Origin of the sequence: Stenotrophomonas sp. 610A2, from assembly GCF_030549615.1 — a bacterium.
Lineage (GTDB): Bacteria > Pseudomonadota > Gammaproteobacteria > Xanthomonadales > Xanthomonadaceae > Stenotrophomonas > Stenotrophomonas pigmentata.
Genome location: NZ_CP130832.1, coordinates 2,365,779 through 2,380,663, shown reverse-complemented (window position 1 = coordinate 2,380,663; position 14,885 = coordinate 2,365,779). Strand labels below are relative to the sequence as shown.

The following is a 14,885-nucleotide window of genomic DNA, read 5'->3' as shown; positions in this document are numbered from 1 at the left end:
TCAATAGCGCAGATCCCCGCGATGCCGCTGTTTCACCGCGTAAACGACGCTGCTCCGTCACCTTTGTGAAATATTGCTATTGAGACTCGTTCGCAATAGGATCGCTGCCGTACTTCTGCTGGCAGGCCGCTACCGCCCTGCTCCAATCTACGTCCCTCGCCAAGGCCACCTCCTTGCTGCCTAGTCTTTCGCGCGTGCGTTTCCCGCGTCATTCCGCCCTGTTCGTCTGCCTTACCGCCGCCTGCCTGAACGTGCAGGCACAAACGGCAGAACCCGTTCCCACCGCACAAACTGCCAAGGATGCAACCGAGCTCGACACCGTTCGAGTCAAGGGCGAGCGCTTGGGCTTGAACCTCAATCTGGATGCCAGCGCCGGCGCACTGGGCACCAAGCGACTGCTGGACACGCCGTTCTCGGTGACCGTAGTGGAGCAGGAAGATATCGAGAAGCGCGGCGCAACCACGCTGGGCGATGTATTCATCAACGATCCATCGGTCTACGCAGCCGAGCCTTCGGCAACGACTGCCTGGTGGGGCACCCAGATCCGTGGCATCGGCGTCAGCAACCATTACGTCGATGGCGTGCCGATGCTGATGAAATGGGGCGGCGAGTACCCGCTGGAAGCTGTCGAGTCGGTGCAGGCACTGAAGGGACTCGGTGGCTTCATGTATGGCTTTGGTTCGCCCGGCGGCATCATCAGCTACCGGACCAAGCGGCCGACCAGCACGCCGATGCTCTCCACCACAGTCGGTTGGCGCAACGACAGCGCCTGGTCCGCCCGTGTGGACGCCAGCACCCGCCTGAACGGGCCTGATTCGTTCGGTGTCCGCGTCAATCTGGCCAAGGACGGTGGCGACGCCTATAACGGCGCGGGCCTTGATCGCGAGTTGATTGCGATCGCAGTGGAGCAGCCGATCGGCGATTCGCTGGTCTGGCACGCCGAACTGCTGCGTGAGGACAACAAGCTCAAGCACGAGCCGATGTACTTCTACTGGGACAGCTACGAAGGCGACCGCCTGCCCCGCCCCACCTACGACTACGAGAACGTCCGCGTTCGCAATTCCTACTACCGTGCGAAGACCAGCAATGCCACCACCGGCCTGCAGTGGCGCGTGAATGAGGACTGGAACGTGGACTTCACCGTTGGCGGCAGCCGGCGGGAGCACTACTCCAACAAGATGTTCGGCAACCTGCTCAATGAAGCTGGCGATTACGAGGGCAGCGTATACAACTTCGGCGCCGATCTGCGTAGCAGCGTTGCCCAGGCGCTGGTCACCGGCAGCGTCGAAACCGGTGCGATCCGTCATGAAGTGGTGTTTGGCGGTGCGGTGCAGCGCAGTTGGGACCGTTGGAGCAATGAGTTTTACTGGAGCAACGACTTCTCAGGCAACCTCTACCAACGCCAGGACTTCATCTCCCACCACGTTCCGGATTTCAGTTTTGCGCCGGTGAGCTCGGATGAGCGGCAGAAGTCGGTGTTCGCCAGCGACACCCTGCACTTCGGCGAAAAATTGCAGGCGATACTCGGCGCACGCTATGTCGATTACGAACAGCGCGACAAAGATGGCGACCCGACCGTGGATTCGCGCTACGCCACCTCGGCGCTGACGCCCACGCTTGCCTTGATCTACAAGCCGGTGGACGCGGTGTCGATCTACGGCAGCTACGTGGAGTCGCTGGAACCTGCGGGCCGCGTCGGCTTTGACAGCGAGCCGCCTTACGCCAACGCCGGCCAGGTATTGGACGCCACCATCAGCAAGCAGTACGAGATAGGCGCCAAATACCAGAGCGGCAGGCTGGGCTTCACCACGGCCGCTTTCCGGGTAGAACGTGGCGCTCAGATCGACCAATGGCGTGATGGCCAACGCTATCTGGTGCAGGACGGCCTCACCCTGTATCGCGGCTTTGAAGCGATCGCCAGCTACGGTGTAACCGACAGCCTGGATGTCGGCCTGGGAGCTTTGTGGCTGGACGCCAGTCTGGAAGATCTCTCGCCGGAGAACGTCGGATTGCGCGGGAACCGTCCAGCGGGTTCGGCGCCGCGGCATTACGTCGGAAACTTCGAATACCGCCCTGCCCTGCTCAGCGGCTTCCGCCTGCACGGCACGGTCCGCTACTCCGGCGAGCAGTATTACGAAGACGCCAATCGCATCCTGATCCCGGGACGCACGATCACCGACCTCGGCTTCCAGTACCGCACCACGCTGGCAGGTCGCGACGCGACGCTGACCGGCAACCTCAACAATGTGTTCAATCGCAAATACTGGAACCTGGACATGCTCGGCGAGGCTCGCAACGCATCCCTGGATCTGCGCATCGATTGGTAAGCAAAAACGCCGATGCCCACGTCTCCGTGGGCATCGCGCTTGGCCGTACCTGATTTGAAGTGCCAGCCACAAAGGTTCTAGAGGGGGCTACCCGCCTATTAAAGTGACTCGGCACTTTAATCGGCAAACATCAAGGTGCGCTGGATCAGCCCAGCTGATCCAGCGCCTCGCGCAAAGCGGCGACCGCGGTGCTTTGCGTTTGAATCCAATCGTTGTCCAAGCCCTGCAACCAGGGGTTCTGGTAACGCATGGCAGACCGCTGTCGCCCCTTGGCCGAGGCATGCAGCTGCACGCAACCAGTCTTCAAGGCGACCTCAGCGACGTTTTGGGCGCTGAGTCCCGCGCCAGCCATCAAGGCCAGGCGTGAGCCAGCCTGCTCTGCCAAGCTGGACAGCACGGCGCTGCCTTCGGCGGCACTGGCGCGGCCACCGGAGCTGAGGATGCGTTTGATACCCAGATCTGCGATCTCCTCCAGCGCTGTTGGCAAATCGCGGGCTGCGTCGAATGCACGGTGGAACGTGATATCCATGGGCCCGGCTGCGCTGACCAGTTCACGACATAGCGGCATGTCGATTTCAGCGTCTGCACTCAAAGCGCCAATCACCACGCCATCGCAGCCCAGCTGCCGGCAATGCGCGATGTCGCGCAGCATGAGTTCCGTTTCCAGTGCGCCGTAGTGAAAGTCGCCGGGGCGCGGACGTATCAACACGAACAACGGGATCTGCAGGTAATCCCGCGCCACCGCAATACTGCCGGACGAAGGCGTGGTGCCGCCTTGCTCCAGGTTCTCGAACAGTTCGACGCGATTGGCCCCGCCCTGTTGCGCGGCCACCGCCGACATCGCCGAATTGCAGGCGATCTCCAACAGATACCGCGAACTCATGCCTGCGTGCTCGTGTACACCGAAGCGGACTCAAGCAGCGCGTCCTGCTTGCTGCTGTCGCAGACCGCATAGACGAAGCCCTTGTGCAGCGCATATGCGCCTACTTCGCCATTGCGGTTCATCGCCAGGAAGCAGACCTGCAAGGTGCGGCTGGCTTCCGGGCGTTTGCGGACCACGCGCTGGATGGCCTCGCGGCAGGCTTCTGCCGGTGAGCGACCTTGTCGCATCAATTCAACCACCAGGAACGAAGCCGCATTGCGGATCATTTCCTCGCCCATGCCGGACGCCGTGGCGGCACCGACTTCGTTGTCCACGTACAGGCCGGCGCCAATGATCGGGCTGTCGCCAACGCGGCCGTGCATCTTGAAGGCCATGCCACTTGTGGTGCAGGCGCCGGCCATCTGTCCGCTGGCATCGACGGCGATCATGCCCAGTGTGTCGTGGTTGTCCTTGTCACCGGGAATACCACGGCGCTCGGCGTTGATCTGCGGCGCGTAGTGTTCGGTCTTCAACCATTCACGCCAGGCTTTTTCTGCTCCTGGGGTGAGCAGGTTCTGGCGTTCAAACCCCTGCTGCACCGCGAACTGCTGGGCCCCCTCGCCCACCAGCATGACGTGCGGGGTTTTCTCCATTACTGCGCGGGCCACGGAGATCGGATGCAGGATGTCGACCAGTGCCGCCACCGAGCCGCAACGTCCATCGCCGGCCATGATGCTGGCATCCAGACTCAACACGCCATCGCGATCCGGATTGCCGCAGCGGCCAACCGTTGGATTGCAGAGTTCGCTTTCCGCCCAGCGAGCGCCGGCTTCAACCGCGTCCAGTGCGCTGCCGCCCGCTGCCAATACCTTCCACGCCGCCTGGTTCGCACCTACGCCGAAGTCCCAGGTTGAAACCACGCGCGCGCCGTTTGCAGCCACCGGCGAAGCCAGCAGGCCCGGCGCCGCACTGCCCAATGCGCCGATCAGGGCGGTCGACTGCAGGAACTGTCTGCGGGTAGTCATGCCTGGGTTCTCCTGGGTTGTGTCAGCGTGCTGCGAGTTTATCCACGTGCCAAGCCAAGGCACCGAGTACACCGAGCTCACCATGTTCCACACGCCAGACCGGTACGTGCCGCAGCGCCTGCGACAAGCGGTCTTTTGCAAGGAAGCGTTGCTGGAAGCCACCGGCATGCAGCGGGCCGCTCAAATGGCCGGTGATGCCGCCGGTGAGGTAAACCGCACGCGCGCCAAAGGTCAGTGCGAGGTCGCCAGCCAGACTGCCCAGCCACGCGCAGAACACCTCGACGCTTTCCGTCGCCAGTGCGTCAGTGCCGCTGTGGGCTGCCGCCACCAGATCGGCGGGGCTGAGCCATTGCGGCGTGCTGCCGCGCAGTTCGCACAGGTTGGTGTAAAGCGTGATCAAGCCCGGACCGGACAGGATCCGTTCGTTGTCGATATGCGTGTACTGCCGCGACAGCAGGCGCAATACGTCCTGCTCCAGCTCCGTGGAACCTGCCAGCGCCGCGTGCCCTGCTTCACTGGCGAGCACCGAGGGATTTCCGCCTGGCAGATAGACGGCGACGCCCAGGCCAGTGCCGGGGCCGAGCACTACGGCCGGACCCGGCGCTACCTGTGTGGGATCACCGCAGATCAGATGCAGCGCGTCGGCTTCGGCATGTGCCATCGCCTGTGCGACAGCGACGAAATCGTTGATCAACTCCAGCGTTTGCAAGCCGGAATCGCGGCGGGTTGCCGCCAACGACACCGGCCAGGCCAGGTTGGTGTTGAGCAGGGTGTCGCCATCGAGTACCCCAGCAATGGCGACAACGGCATGTGCGATCGGTGGTGCGTCGGTTTCGCGCGCCAGCCAGTCGGCGTAGTCGCGCAGGATAGCGGCAAGGCTGGGATGTTCGGCGCAGGTGTACTTGCGGAAGCCCCGGACGCTCAGTGTTCCGTTGGCATCCAGTCGGGTCCAGCCCAGGCGTGCGTAAGTGCCACCCACATCAGCGCCAATGATGGCGCTGGCCGATTCAGAGTCCTGGATTGCATCGCTGCGGGCCGCGTCCTGCGACGTTGGCCTGCTCATTCGTGTGCCCGCTTTTGCTGCATATCCAGAAAACGCTCAATTTGTGGTGGGCGCATGATGCGGTATCGACTGCGGCATTGAAAGCCGCCTCAAGTCAGGTGCCGCAAGGCACGCCAGGTCCACCACCCCAAGGCTGTCATCGACAGCGAGCCCCCAAGGTGCAAGCCGATGGTGGCCAGCCCCCAGCCCAGCTGTTGCCGCTGCAGCAGGTCCACCACTTCAGCCGAGAAGGTTGAAAAGGTAGTCAGCCCGCCGAGCAGACCGGTGACCACGAACAAGCGCCATTGCGGTGACAGTTCTGGCCGGGAGGCGAAAAAGGCCAGCGCCAGACCAATCACGTAGCCGCCGAGCAGGTTGGCGGTCAGCGTCCCGATCGGCACGCTGTTGTGCAACGGGTTCAACCAGATGCTCAGTCCGTAGCGCAACCAGGCACCGAGTGCGGCGCCAACGCCGATGGCCAGGAAGGAAAGCCACATGGGTTCAAACTCCGGCCGCGGGTTGGTTGATGGCGATCATTTGCGTTGCGCACGCGCCTGCTCGCGGGCGGTGCGCAGGCGATCAAGTTTGTCCTTCAACTTGATCTCCAGGCCGCGCTCGACGGGCTTGTAGTAGACCTGCTCGCCCATGTCGTCCGGGAACGCGGTCTGATCCAGCGCGATGCCGCCTTCGACGTCATGGTCGTATTGGTAGCCTTGGCCATAGCCCAGGGTCTTCATCAGGCGCGTGGGTGCGTTGCGCAGGTGCATCGGCACCGGCTGGGTGCCGTACTTGGCGATGTCGGCGCGGGCCGCATGCAAGGACATGTAGGCCGCGTTGGATTTGGCGGTACTGGCCAGGTACACGACCAGGTTGGACAGGGCGATATCGCCTTCCGGTGCGCCGATGCGGTCGTAGGCGTTCCAGACATTGATCGCCATTTCCAGCGCCCGCGGATCGGCCAGGCCCACGTCCTCCACCGCCATGATGGTCAACCGCCGAAGCAGATAGGACGGATCGCAGCCGCCATCGAGCATGCGCGCCAACCAGTAGATGGCGCCGTCCGGGTTGGAGCTGCGCACCGACTTGTGCAGCGCCGAGATCTGGTCGTAGAACTGCTCGCCGTTCTTGTCGAAGCGGCGGGTACGATCGGCCAGCACCTGCAGCAGCGTTTCCGGGGTGATTTCACCGCCCTCGCCCGCCGCAAGTTCGGCGGCGATTTCCAGCAGGGTCAGGGCACGGCGCACGTCGCCATCGGCGGCGCGGGCGATTTCCAGCAGCGACTCGGCCGAGACCGTGATGTCCTGCTCGCCCAGCCCACGTTCCTTGTCGTCCAAGGCGCGCTGCAGCGCTTCCACCACATCCTCGGGCGACACCGATTCCAGCACGTGCACGCGGCAGCGCGACAGCAATGCCGAGTTCAACTCGAACGAGGGATTCTCGGTGGTCGCACCAACAAAAATGATCGTGCCGCGCTCGATGTGCGGCAGGAAGGCATCCTGCTGTGCCTTGTTGAAACGGTGTACTTCGTCGACAAACAACACGGTGCGGCGACCGTCGGCGAAACGATGTGCGGCTTCGGCCAGCACCTGGCGGACATCCGGCAGACCAGACAGCACTGCCGATATCGCCTTGAACTCGGCGTCGGCGTATTGCGCCAGCAACAAGGCCAGGGTGGTCTTGCCGCAGCCCGGCGGGCCCCACAGGATCATCGAATGCACGCGGCCGGACTCAACCGCGCGGCGCAACGCCGTGTTGGGTGCCAGCAATCGCTTCTGGCCAACCATCTCGTCCAGTGCACGCGGACGCATGCGCTCGGCGAGCGGACGCATATTGTCCCGGTCCGCTGTCAGCAGGTCGGCGGGAGCTTCATCAAGAAAGATATTTCGGGATCTGGCCACCCCCACATTCTAGCAGCGTGGCCGCCCTGCCCCGGTCTCAATAGCTGGGCTTGGGTTCAGCGATCGCCGACGACGTCGACGTCCTTGCCCGGCACGAAACGGAAGGTACCAGCAGCGAAGCTCGGGTTCTTCTTCCAGCCGCTGAAGTTGATGATCGTGCGCTGGCCCACCGCGTCGGTCAGCTCCATCCGCGACAGCGCGCCACCGGAGAAGCCCAGTGCGGCGACATCGAAGCTGGCCTGGGTATCACGCTTGGGCGTGAGCGACAGCCACTGCATGCCGTCGCGCGGCGCGGCTTCTTCGCTGATGTCGTACTGCTGCTCCAACAGCGCCGGGTTGATCAGGGCGGTGAGCGGATTGTTCTGCTCCTCGGTGCCCTGCGGGCTGACCCGGGCCTGCTCCAGGTCCGGCTCGTAAACCCACAGCTTGCTGCCGTCGGCGATGATCAGCTGCGGATGCGGGCGGGTGTATTCCCAGCGGAACTGGCGCGGTGCCGACAGCGCCACACGGCCGCTGGAAGATTCCTTGACCCGGCCACGTTGATCCACCACCTGCTGCGCGAACTGGCCATCGAGGCCGCGCAAGCCGTTGGTGAAGGACTTCAGGTCGTCGCGGGCGCCAGCATGCGCATCCGCAGCAAGGCCGGCACAAGCCAGGGCAACAGCAAGAACGGAGTGGCGCAGGAATGCAGTCATGGCGGCTTGGGATAGTTGTGTCGTTGGTGAGGCAGAGTCTGCCTCTTTCAAACTGAATGGGCGGCAATCAATCGCTGAATGCCGCCCTTCCGTTCAGTGCTTGGGCGGCGGCGGAGCCAGCACGGTGCGGTCGCCATTGTGTTCGGGCGCGGTGACCACGCCGGCCGCTTCCATTGCCTCGATCAGGCGTGCGGCGCGGTTGTAGCCGATCTTCAGGCGACGCTGCACGCCGGAAATGGAGGCGCGGCGGGTTTCGGTGACGATGCGCAGGGCTTCGTCGTAAAGCGGATCGGACTCGTCACCACCGCTGCTACTGCTCTCCGGCAGGCCGTTGGCACCAACCACCACGCCATCGCCCATGGTCTGCACTTCGTCCAGCACGCCCTCGATGTAGTCAGTGGGCCCGCTGGCCTTCAGGTGCTCGACCACACGGTGCACTTCTTCGTCGGAGACGAAGGCGCCGTGTACGCGGTCGGGCATCGCCGTGCCCGGCGGCAGGTACAGCATGTCGCCGTTGCCCAGCAGCGCTTCCGCGCCGGACTGGTCGAGGATGGTGCGCGAATCGATCTTGGAGCTGACCTGGAAGGCGATACGGGTCGGGATATTGGCCTTGATCAGGCCGGTGATCACGTCCACCGACGGGCGCTGCGTGGCCAGGATCAGATGGATGCCGGCCGCACGGGCTTTCTGCGCCAGGCGCGCGATCAGCTCTTCGACCTTCTTGCCGACGATCATCATCATGTCGGCGAATTCGTCGATGAAGATGACGATGAAGGGCAGCGGCTCCAGCGGACGCGGGGCCTCGCCCATCTCCGGGTTGGGCTTGAACAGCGGGTCCATCATCGGCTGGCCAGCGTCGATGGCGTCCTTCACCTTCTTGTTGAAGCCGGCCAGGTTACGCACGCCGACAGCACTCATCAGCTTGTAGCGGCGCTCCATTTCGGCCACGCACCAACGCAGGCCGTTACCGGCCTCCTTCATGTCGGTGACCACTGGCGCCAGCAGATGCGGAATGCCCTGGTAGACGCTGAGCTCCAGCATCTTCGGGTCGATCATCAGCATGCGCAGGTCTTTCGGGCTGGCCTTGTACAGCAGGCTCAGCACCATCGCGTTGACCGCAACGGACTTACCCGAGCCGGTGGTACCGGCCACCAGCAGGTGCGGCATGCGCGCCAGATCGGCCACGCTGGGGCGGCCGGCGATGTCCTTGCCCAAAGCCAGGGTCAGCACGCTGGCCGACTTGTCGTATTCCTTGGAGCGCAGCAGCTCGGACAGGAAGATCATCTCGCGGGTGACGTTGGGGATTTCCAGGCCGATCACCGACTTGCCCGGAATCACGTCAACCACGCGCACCGACTTGACCGACAGGCCGCGGGCGATGTCCTTGTCCAGCGAACTGATCTGGCTGACCTTGATGCCCGGCGCCGGTTCGATCTCGAAACGGGTGATCACCGGGCCCGGATAGGCGCCAACGACCTGCGCATCGATACGGAAATCCTTGAGCTTGAATTCGATCTGGCGCGACAGGGTTTCCAGCGTCTGTTCGTCATATCCCTTGGCCTGCGGCTTGGGATCGTCGAGCAGGGCCAGCGGCGGGATGTCCGAGCCGTCGCCATTGACACCCTGGAACATCGGGATCTGCGTCTCGCGCTTGGCGCGGTCGCTCTTCTCGATCACCGGTGCCGGACGTGGTTCGATCTTCACCGGCTCGCGCTTGGCGCGTACCTCGGCGTCGACCTTGCGCACTTCCTCGCGCTCCTCGCGCAGCACGCGGGTCTGCTGCCACTCGCTGGCCTGCTCTTTCTTCTTGTTGAGCATCGGGCCGAGCGCCAGCACCCACTTGCCGATCTTCTCCATCACCGCGAACCACGACAGCCCGGTGGCCAAGGTGATCGAGGTCAGCAGCAGCACCAGCAGGAACAGATTGCTACCGACCGGGCCAAAACCGGTCTGCAGCGATTTGCCGACCAACACGCCCAGACCACCGCCTGCGCGGGCAACATCGCCGGGCGGCAGGCGCAGGTACAGGAAACCAGTGGCACCAATCAGGAAACCGACGATGCCGACCAGACGCAGCGCCGGGCCCAGGTCATCCTGGCCGCGCTCATCGGTCTTCTTCAGGCCGAACATGGCGATCCATGCGACCGCCGCCAGCATCAGCGGGATCAGGTAGGCCACATAGCCGAATAGCTGGCGCAGCACATCGGCAATCCATGCGCCGACCTTGCCGCCCATGTTGTGCACGGGCGCAACCACGGAGCCCGACTGCGACCAGCCCGGATCGGTAGGCGAATACGTAAACAGACTGGCGAGCAGATACAGCAACGCCGGCGCGATCGCGATCAACGCAAGGTCACGCCACAGTTTTTGACGACGCGGATTGTCTGCTGCTGCAGCCGCCGACTTGCGCGCTTCAGCGGCAGCCTTGGGGCTCTTGTCGCGTTCCGGGACCTGTTTCGCCACCTTTGACCAGACCTTAAAAATGCACGGTTAGTGATTGATATTAAACGACAGATCGTCGGGTTTCACCCAATTACAGCGCACTGCGGTACTGCTGACAGACAGAAAACGTCAAAAAGCCGCCAGACGGAGGCGGCGGCAATGCGGGAAACAGCGGAGTTGTATCCAACGGGCCGCGCAGTTCCATTCACGTGCCTTGATTCACCGGGGTCAGACCGCCACTCTATTGGCTTGCCCGGACAGTTGCGGAATGCCGCGTTCGGGCCACCAATCCTGACTTTCGCGAGTATACATGAGCACTTCCAGCCTCCCGACCAAGCACTCCCGCCTGTTGATCCTCGGCTCCGGCCCCGCCGGCTGGACCTCTGCGGTCTATGGCGCGCGCGCAAACCTGAAGCCGCTGGTCGTTACCGGCCTGCAGCAGGGTGGCCAGCTGATGACCACCACCGAGGTCGACAACTGGCCGGGCGATGCACACGGTCTGATGGGCCCGGACCTGATGGCGCGCATGCAGGCGCATGCCGAGCGCTTCGAGACCGAAGTGGTGTTCGACCACATCCATACCGCCGATCTGTCCAAGCGCCCGTTCACCCTGACCGGTGACAACGCCCAGTACACCGCCGATGCGCTGATCATCGCCACCGGCGCCACTGCCAAATACCTGGGCATTCCGTCCGAGGAAGCCTTCAAGGGCCGCGGCGTGTCTGCCTGCGCCACCTGTGACGGCTTCTTCTACCGCGACCAGGACGTGGTCGTGGTCGGCGGCGGCAACACTGCCGTTGAGGAAGCGCTGTACCTGTCCAACATCGCCCGCAAGGTCTATCTGGTCCACCGCCGCGACACCTTGAAGGCGGAAAAGATCATGCAGGACAAGCTGTTCGCCAAGGTCGCCGCCGGCAAGATCGAAACCGTGTGGCACCACCAGGTCGACGAAGTGCTAGGCAATGACGCCGGCGTCACCGGCGTGCGCGTGAAGTCCACCCTGGACGGCAGCACCCGCGATATCGAAGCCCACGGCTTCTTCGTCGCCATCGGCCACCAGCCCAACACTGAGCTGTTCACCGGCCAGCTGGCAATGAACAACGGCTACCTGGAAATCCGTTCCGGCCTGGGCGGCAACGCCACCATGACCTCGGTCGAAGGCGTCTTCGCCGCCGGCGACGTTGCCGACCAGCACTACCGCCAGGCCATCACCTCGGCCGGCTTCGGCTGCATGGCCGCACTGGACGCCGAGCGCTTCCTGGACGAAAAGGGCGCCTGAGCGCCCTGCCCCACTAGCCCTGCATGGACAAGGTATTGATCAAACAGCTGCTGTTCCATGGCAGCTGGTTGGTTTTTCCTGCCATGGCCTGGCTGCTATGGCGGTGGCGCAATCCGCGCCACCGCCCGCTGCTTGCGATTCTGCTGCTTGGATGCGGCGTGTTCGCCTGGGCACGCTTCATCGAGCCTCAAATCATCCGCGTTGACCAAACCGTACTGCCGGGCACCGGCATCAGTGCGCGCGTCGCGTTGATCAGCGACATCCATCTTGGTATCTACAAGGACACCGCGTTTCTGCAGCGCCTGGTGGAGCGAATCAATACCCTGCCCGTCGATGCGGTGGTCATTGCCGGCGACCTGACCTATGAGCCGCAGGGGCATGATCTACAGACGCTATTTGCGCCGCTGAACCAACTGCGCGCACCAACCTATGCCGTGCTCGGCAATCACGACCAGCAACGACCTGGACCGGATATCGACAAGCCGCTGCGCGAGGCCTTGACCAAACTTGGCGTGCAGGTAATTGAAGGCAAGGTCGTCACCGACGCACAAGGACATCGCTGGGCGGGCCTTGGTGACCGCTGGGCAGGTAAGGATGATCCTGCTTTTCTACTAGCGGCAGCGGTTCCGCAAGCACCGCTGATCGTGATTGCACACAACCCCGATAGTGCGCTGCAGCTGCGCACAGGTGACGCTGCAATCGTGCTGGCCGGACATACCCACGGCGGTCAGATCCGTATCCCGTGGCTATATCGCAAAGTCATTCCCAGCGCTCATGGATTCGACAGGGGCGAGCAGGTGGTGCAAACGCCACACGGTAGCGTCCGGGTGTTCACTACACGGGGCGTTGGTGAGATCGGTTTGCCGCTACGCTTGTTCAACCCGCCCACGATCGACGTTCTGCAGCTGCAACCATGACCGCCGAGATCACAGTCAAAGCACTCCCCGCATTGGCAGTGCTGCCTGCCGAACAATGGGATGCCCTGCACGACGGCAGTAATCCCTTCATCAGCCACGCCTTCCTCAGCGGGCTGGAGCAGCACGGCTGCCTGCGCCCCGAGTGGGGTTGGCAACCCCAACACCTGGGCTTGTGGCGCGACGATGAACTTGTCGCCGCCGCACCCGGCTACCTGAAGCAGAACTCGCACGGCGAATTCGTGTTCGACCATGCCTGGGCAAACGCCTATGCACGCCATGGCCTGGAGTACTTCCCGAAGTGGCTGTGCGGCGTGCCCTATTCGCCGGTTACCGGGCCGCGCCTGCTGGCCCGCAGCGAAGCTGATCGGCAGGCGCTGATCGAGGCCATCGTCGGCCATGTGCAGGACAACGACCTGTCGTCGGCACACATCAACTTCCACCCGGACAAAGAGAGCCCGCTGTTCGGCGCACAGTGGCTGCGCCGTGATGACGTGCAGTTCCAATGGCAACGCCAGCCGGGCTGGGCAAGCTTCGAGGATTTTCTCGGTGCAATGGATCACAAGCGCCGCAAGAACATCCGCCAGGAACGCGCCAAGGTAGCCCGTGCAGGTATCCGTTTCGTCGTGCGGCATGGTGACGAAGCCAGCGCGGATGAACTGCGCGCAATGCATGGCTTCTACCTGCAGACCTTCGCCGAGTACGGCAATGCGCCGGCGCTGACCCTGGCCTTCCTGCGCCACATGGCTGCGCAGATGCCGCGCCAGCTGGTGTTGTTCCTGGCGATGCAGGATGACGAGCCGATTGCCGGCGCGCTGTGCCTGCGCGGCAGCGACACGCTGTACGGGCGCTACTGGGGTGGCGCCCCCCTGCCCGGCCTGCATTTTGAAACCTGCTATTACCAAGGCATCGAGTACTGCCTGCGCGAGGGCCTGCAGCGCTTCGAACCCGGCGCGCAAGGCGAGCACAAGCTGGCGCGCGGCTTCCTGCCCACCCAGGTTCGCAGCCACCATTGGCTGGCACACCCGCAATTCCGTGAAGCCGCACGCGACTGGTGCGACCGGGAGCGCGAGGATGTCGCTGCTTATACCGCCGATCTGCTGCGCCATTCGCCTTTCAAGCAGGAAGATTCACCGCAATGAGCAACAAAGGCCCGTTCCTGCTGGACACCGCCAGCGATGCCCCGTTCCCGCCCGCCGAGTTGGCCTTGCGGGACCCCGACGGCCTGCTTGCCGTCGGCGGCGACCTGAGCCCGGTACGCCTGCTGAACGCCTATGCCGGCGGCATCTTCCCGTGGTTCTCGGAAGGCCAGCCGCTGCTGTGGTGGTCGCCGGACCCGCGCATGGTGTTCCGCACCGACCAGGTGCATCTGTCCTCACGCTTCCGCCGCGGGCTGCGCAACAGTGCCTGGAAGGTCCACGCCGATACCGCGTTCGCCGAGGTCATGCAGGCCTGCGCGTCGGCACCACGGCCTGGCCAGGATGGCACCTGGATCACTGACGAAATGCACGCTGCCTACGTGGAGCTGCACAAGCTCGGCTACGCACACTCGGTGGAAGTGTTTGAAGGCGAAGCGCTGGTTGGCGGGATCTACGGCGTGGCGATCGGCGAGATGTTTTTCGGCGAAAGCATGTTCAGCGCCCGCAGCGGCGGCTCGAAAGTCGCGCTCGCTGCCCTGGCTGCCAGCCTGGCCGAATGGGGATGGCCGCTGATGGATGCGCAGGTGGAAAATCCGCACCTGTTGCGGATGGGCGCCGAGCACCTCCCGCGCGCGGCGTTCCTGGAAACCGTGCGCGAACTGGTGCAACGGCCGGCGGAAGCCGGCAGCTGGACGCGCAGGTTCGGCGAGTTGGCGGCCTCCGCACTGGCCTGAATACAGCCACTTAACGCAAACTTTGCATCCCGGCGCGCGACAGCGTAAAATGCCCGCCCTTAGGCCCAATGGCCGTCCGCAGAACCGCACAGGACTACATGTCGAAAGACGACTCCATCGAGTTCGAAGGCACCGTCAGCGAGACGTTGCCGAACACCACTTTCCGTGTTCGCTTGGAAAATGGGCATGAAATCATCGCCCACATCTCCGGCCGCATGCGCAAGAACTACATCCGCATCCTGACCGGTGACCGCGTCAAGGTTGAGATGACGCCGTACGACCTGACCAAGGGCCGTATCACCTACCGCATGAAGTAATGCGGTAAGTCGAGCGTTAGCCGAAAGCCAGCCTTCGCGCTGGCTTTTTCGCGTGGCCAGAATTCCCGTAGTGCCGAGCCATGCTCGGCAGAGGCCGTACCAGCAATACCCTGTAGTGCCGAGCCATGCTCGGCAGGAGCGTTACCGGCAACGGCACCCCTCCCCAGCCCTCCCCTACGCCTTCGGCGCAAGGGAGGGGGCCTCAAGCAAA

General features: G+C 63.6%; 13 protein-coding genes. 6 read left to right on the top strand and 7 right to left on the bottom strand.

Features of this window, described 5'->3' with window-relative positions:
* Positions 1–173: 173 nt before the first annotated feature.
* Positions 174–2,327: a TonB-dependent siderophore receptor gene (locus Q5Z11_RS10725; protein ID WP_303746404.1), complete on the top strand. Its 2,154-nt coding sequence runs from the start codon at positions 174–176 to the stop codon at positions 2,325–2,327.
* 145 nt (positions 2,328–2,472) lie between these two features.
* On the opposite strand, the gene Q5Z11_RS10720 is transcribed toward Q5Z11_RS10725, so the two are convergent.
* From Q5Z11_RS10720 to Q5Z11_RS10690, 7 genes are all read right to left on the bottom strand, one after another.
* Positions 2,473–3,210 (bottom strand): copper homeostasis protein CutC, encoded by a 738-nt coding sequence (locus Q5Z11_RS10720; protein WP_303746403.1) that lies wholly within the window; start codon positions 3,208–3,210, stop codon positions 2,473–2,475.
* Complete coding sequence (locus Q5Z11_RS10715; protein ID WP_303746402.1) at positions 3,207–4,214, bottom strand: N(4)-(beta-N-acetylglucosaminyl)-L-asparaginase; 1,008 nt, start codon at positions 4,212–4,214, stop codon at positions 3,207–3,209. The genes Q5Z11_RS10720 and Q5Z11_RS10715 overlap by 4 nt, the downstream gene beginning before the upstream one ends.
* Before the next feature lie 22 nt (positions 4,215–4,236).
* Complete coding sequence (locus Q5Z11_RS10710) at positions 4,237–5,277, bottom strand: glucokinase (protein WP_303746401.1); 1,041 nt, start codon at positions 5,275–5,277, stop codon at positions 4,237–4,239.
* Positions 5,278–5,366: 89 nt separating this feature from the next.
* Positions 5,367–5,753, bottom strand: a complete 387-nt coding sequence (gene crcB / locus Q5Z11_RS10705) for a fluoride efflux transporter CrcB (RefSeq protein ID WP_303746400.1) — start codon at positions 5,751–5,753, stop codon at positions 5,367–5,369.
* A 36-nt stretch (positions 5,754–5,789) separates the two neighbouring features.
* On the bottom strand, positions 5,790–7,085 hold the full coding sequence (locus tag Q5Z11_RS10700; protein ID WP_303746399.1) for a replication-associated recombination protein A: 1,296 nt from the start codon (positions 7,083–7,085) through the stop codon (positions 5,790–5,792).
* 125 nt (positions 7,086–7,210) lie between these two features.
* Positions 7,211–7,849, bottom strand: a complete 639-nt coding sequence (gene lolA, locus Q5Z11_RS10695; protein ID WP_303746398.1) for an outer membrane lipoprotein chaperone LolA — start codon at positions 7,847–7,849, stop codon at positions 7,211–7,213.
* A 93-nt stretch (positions 7,850–7,942) separates the two neighbouring features.
* Positions 7,943–10,312 carry a DNA translocase FtsK gene (locus Q5Z11_RS10690; protein ID WP_303746397.1) on the bottom strand — a complete coding sequence of 790 codons (2,370 nt, stop codon included), beginning with the start codon at positions 10,310–10,312 and terminating at the stop codon, positions 7,943–7,945.
* A gap of 289 nt (positions 10,313–10,601) precedes the next feature.
* Between Q5Z11_RS10690 and trxB the strand changes: the two genes are divergently transcribed.
* From trxB to infA, 5 genes are all read left to right on the top strand, one after another.
* On the top strand, positions 10,602–11,570 hold the full coding sequence (trxB, locus tag Q5Z11_RS10685) for a thioredoxin-disulfide reductase (protein ID WP_303746396.1): 969 nt from the start codon (positions 10,602–10,604) through the stop codon (positions 11,568–11,570).
* A 23-nt stretch (positions 11,571–11,593) separates the two neighbouring features.
* Entirely contained in the window at positions 11,594–12,487 is an 894-nt protein-coding gene (locus Q5Z11_RS10680) for a metallophosphoesterase (protein WP_303746395.1), read from the top strand.
* The gene (locus tag Q5Z11_RS10675) at positions 12,484–13,626 is read left to right on the top strand and encodes a GNAT family N-acetyltransferase (protein ID WP_303746394.1); all 1,143 of its coding nucleotides are present in this window, start codon (positions 12,484–12,486) and stop codon (positions 13,624–13,626) included. Before Q5Z11_RS10680 ends, Q5Z11_RS10675 begins: the two co-directional genes overlap by 4 nt.
* Positions 13,623–14,357, top strand: coding sequence for a leucyl/phenylalanyl-tRNA--protein transferase (gene aat / locus Q5Z11_RS10670; RefSeq protein WP_303746393.1), 735 nt, complete (start codon positions 13,623–13,625; stop codon positions 14,355–14,357). The genes Q5Z11_RS10675 and aat overlap by 4 nt, the downstream gene beginning before the upstream one ends.
* Before the next feature lie 98 nt (positions 14,358–14,455).
* Positions 14,456–14,674 (top strand): translation initiation factor IF-1, encoded by a 219-nt coding sequence (infA, locus tag Q5Z11_RS10665; RefSeq protein WP_005409596.1) that lies wholly within the window; start codon positions 14,456–14,458, stop codon positions 14,672–14,674.
* The last annotated feature ends 211 nt before the right edge of the window (positions 14,675–14,885 follow it).

What these genes read in the sequence shown, in the direction of transcription:
- Q5Z11_RS10720 (WP_303746403.1), bottom strand. Translation starts at nt 3,210, where the DNA reads ATGAGTTCGCGGTATCTGTTGGAGATCGCCTGCAATTCGGCGATGTCG.
- Q5Z11_RS10715 (WP_303746402.1), bottom strand. Translation starts at nt 4,214, where the DNA reads ATGACTACCCGCAGACAGTTCCTGCAGTCGACCGCCCTGATCGGCGCA.
- Q5Z11_RS10710 (WP_303746401.1), bottom strand. Translation starts at nt 5,277, where the DNA reads ATGAGCAGGCCAACGTCGCAGGACGCGGCCCGCAGCGATGCAATCCAG.
- crcB (WP_303746400.1), bottom strand. Translation starts at nt 5,753, where the DNA reads ATGTGGCTTTCCTTCCTGGCCATCGGCGTTGGCGCCGCACTCGGTGCC.
- Q5Z11_RS10700 (WP_303746399.1), bottom strand. Translation starts at nt 7,085, where the DNA reads ATGCGTCCGCTCGCCGAGCGCATGCGTCCGCGTGCACTGGACGAGATG.
- lolA (WP_303746398.1), bottom strand. Translation starts at nt 7,849, where the DNA reads ATGACTGCATTCCTGCGCCACTCCGTTCTTGCTGTTGCCCTGGCTTGT.
- trxB (WP_303746396.1), top strand. Translation starts at nt 10,602, where the DNA reads ATGAGCACTTCCAGCCTCCCGACCAAGCACTCCCGCCTGTTGATCCTC.
- Q5Z11_RS10680 (WP_303746395.1), top strand. Translation starts at nt 11,594, where the DNA reads ATGGACAAGGTATTGATCAAACAGCTGCTGTTCCATGGCAGCTGGTTG.
- Q5Z11_RS10675 (WP_303746394.1), top strand. Translation starts at nt 12,484, where the DNA reads ATGACCGCCGAGATCACAGTCAAAGCACTCCCCGCATTGGCAGTGCTG.
- aat (WP_303746393.1), top strand. Translation starts at nt 13,623, where the DNA reads ATGAGCAACAAAGGCCCGTTCCTGCTGGACACCGCCAGCGATGCCCCG.
- infA (WP_005409596.1), top strand. Translation starts at nt 14,456, where the DNA reads ATGTCGAAAGACGACTCCATCGAGTTCGAAGGCACCGTCAGCGAGACG.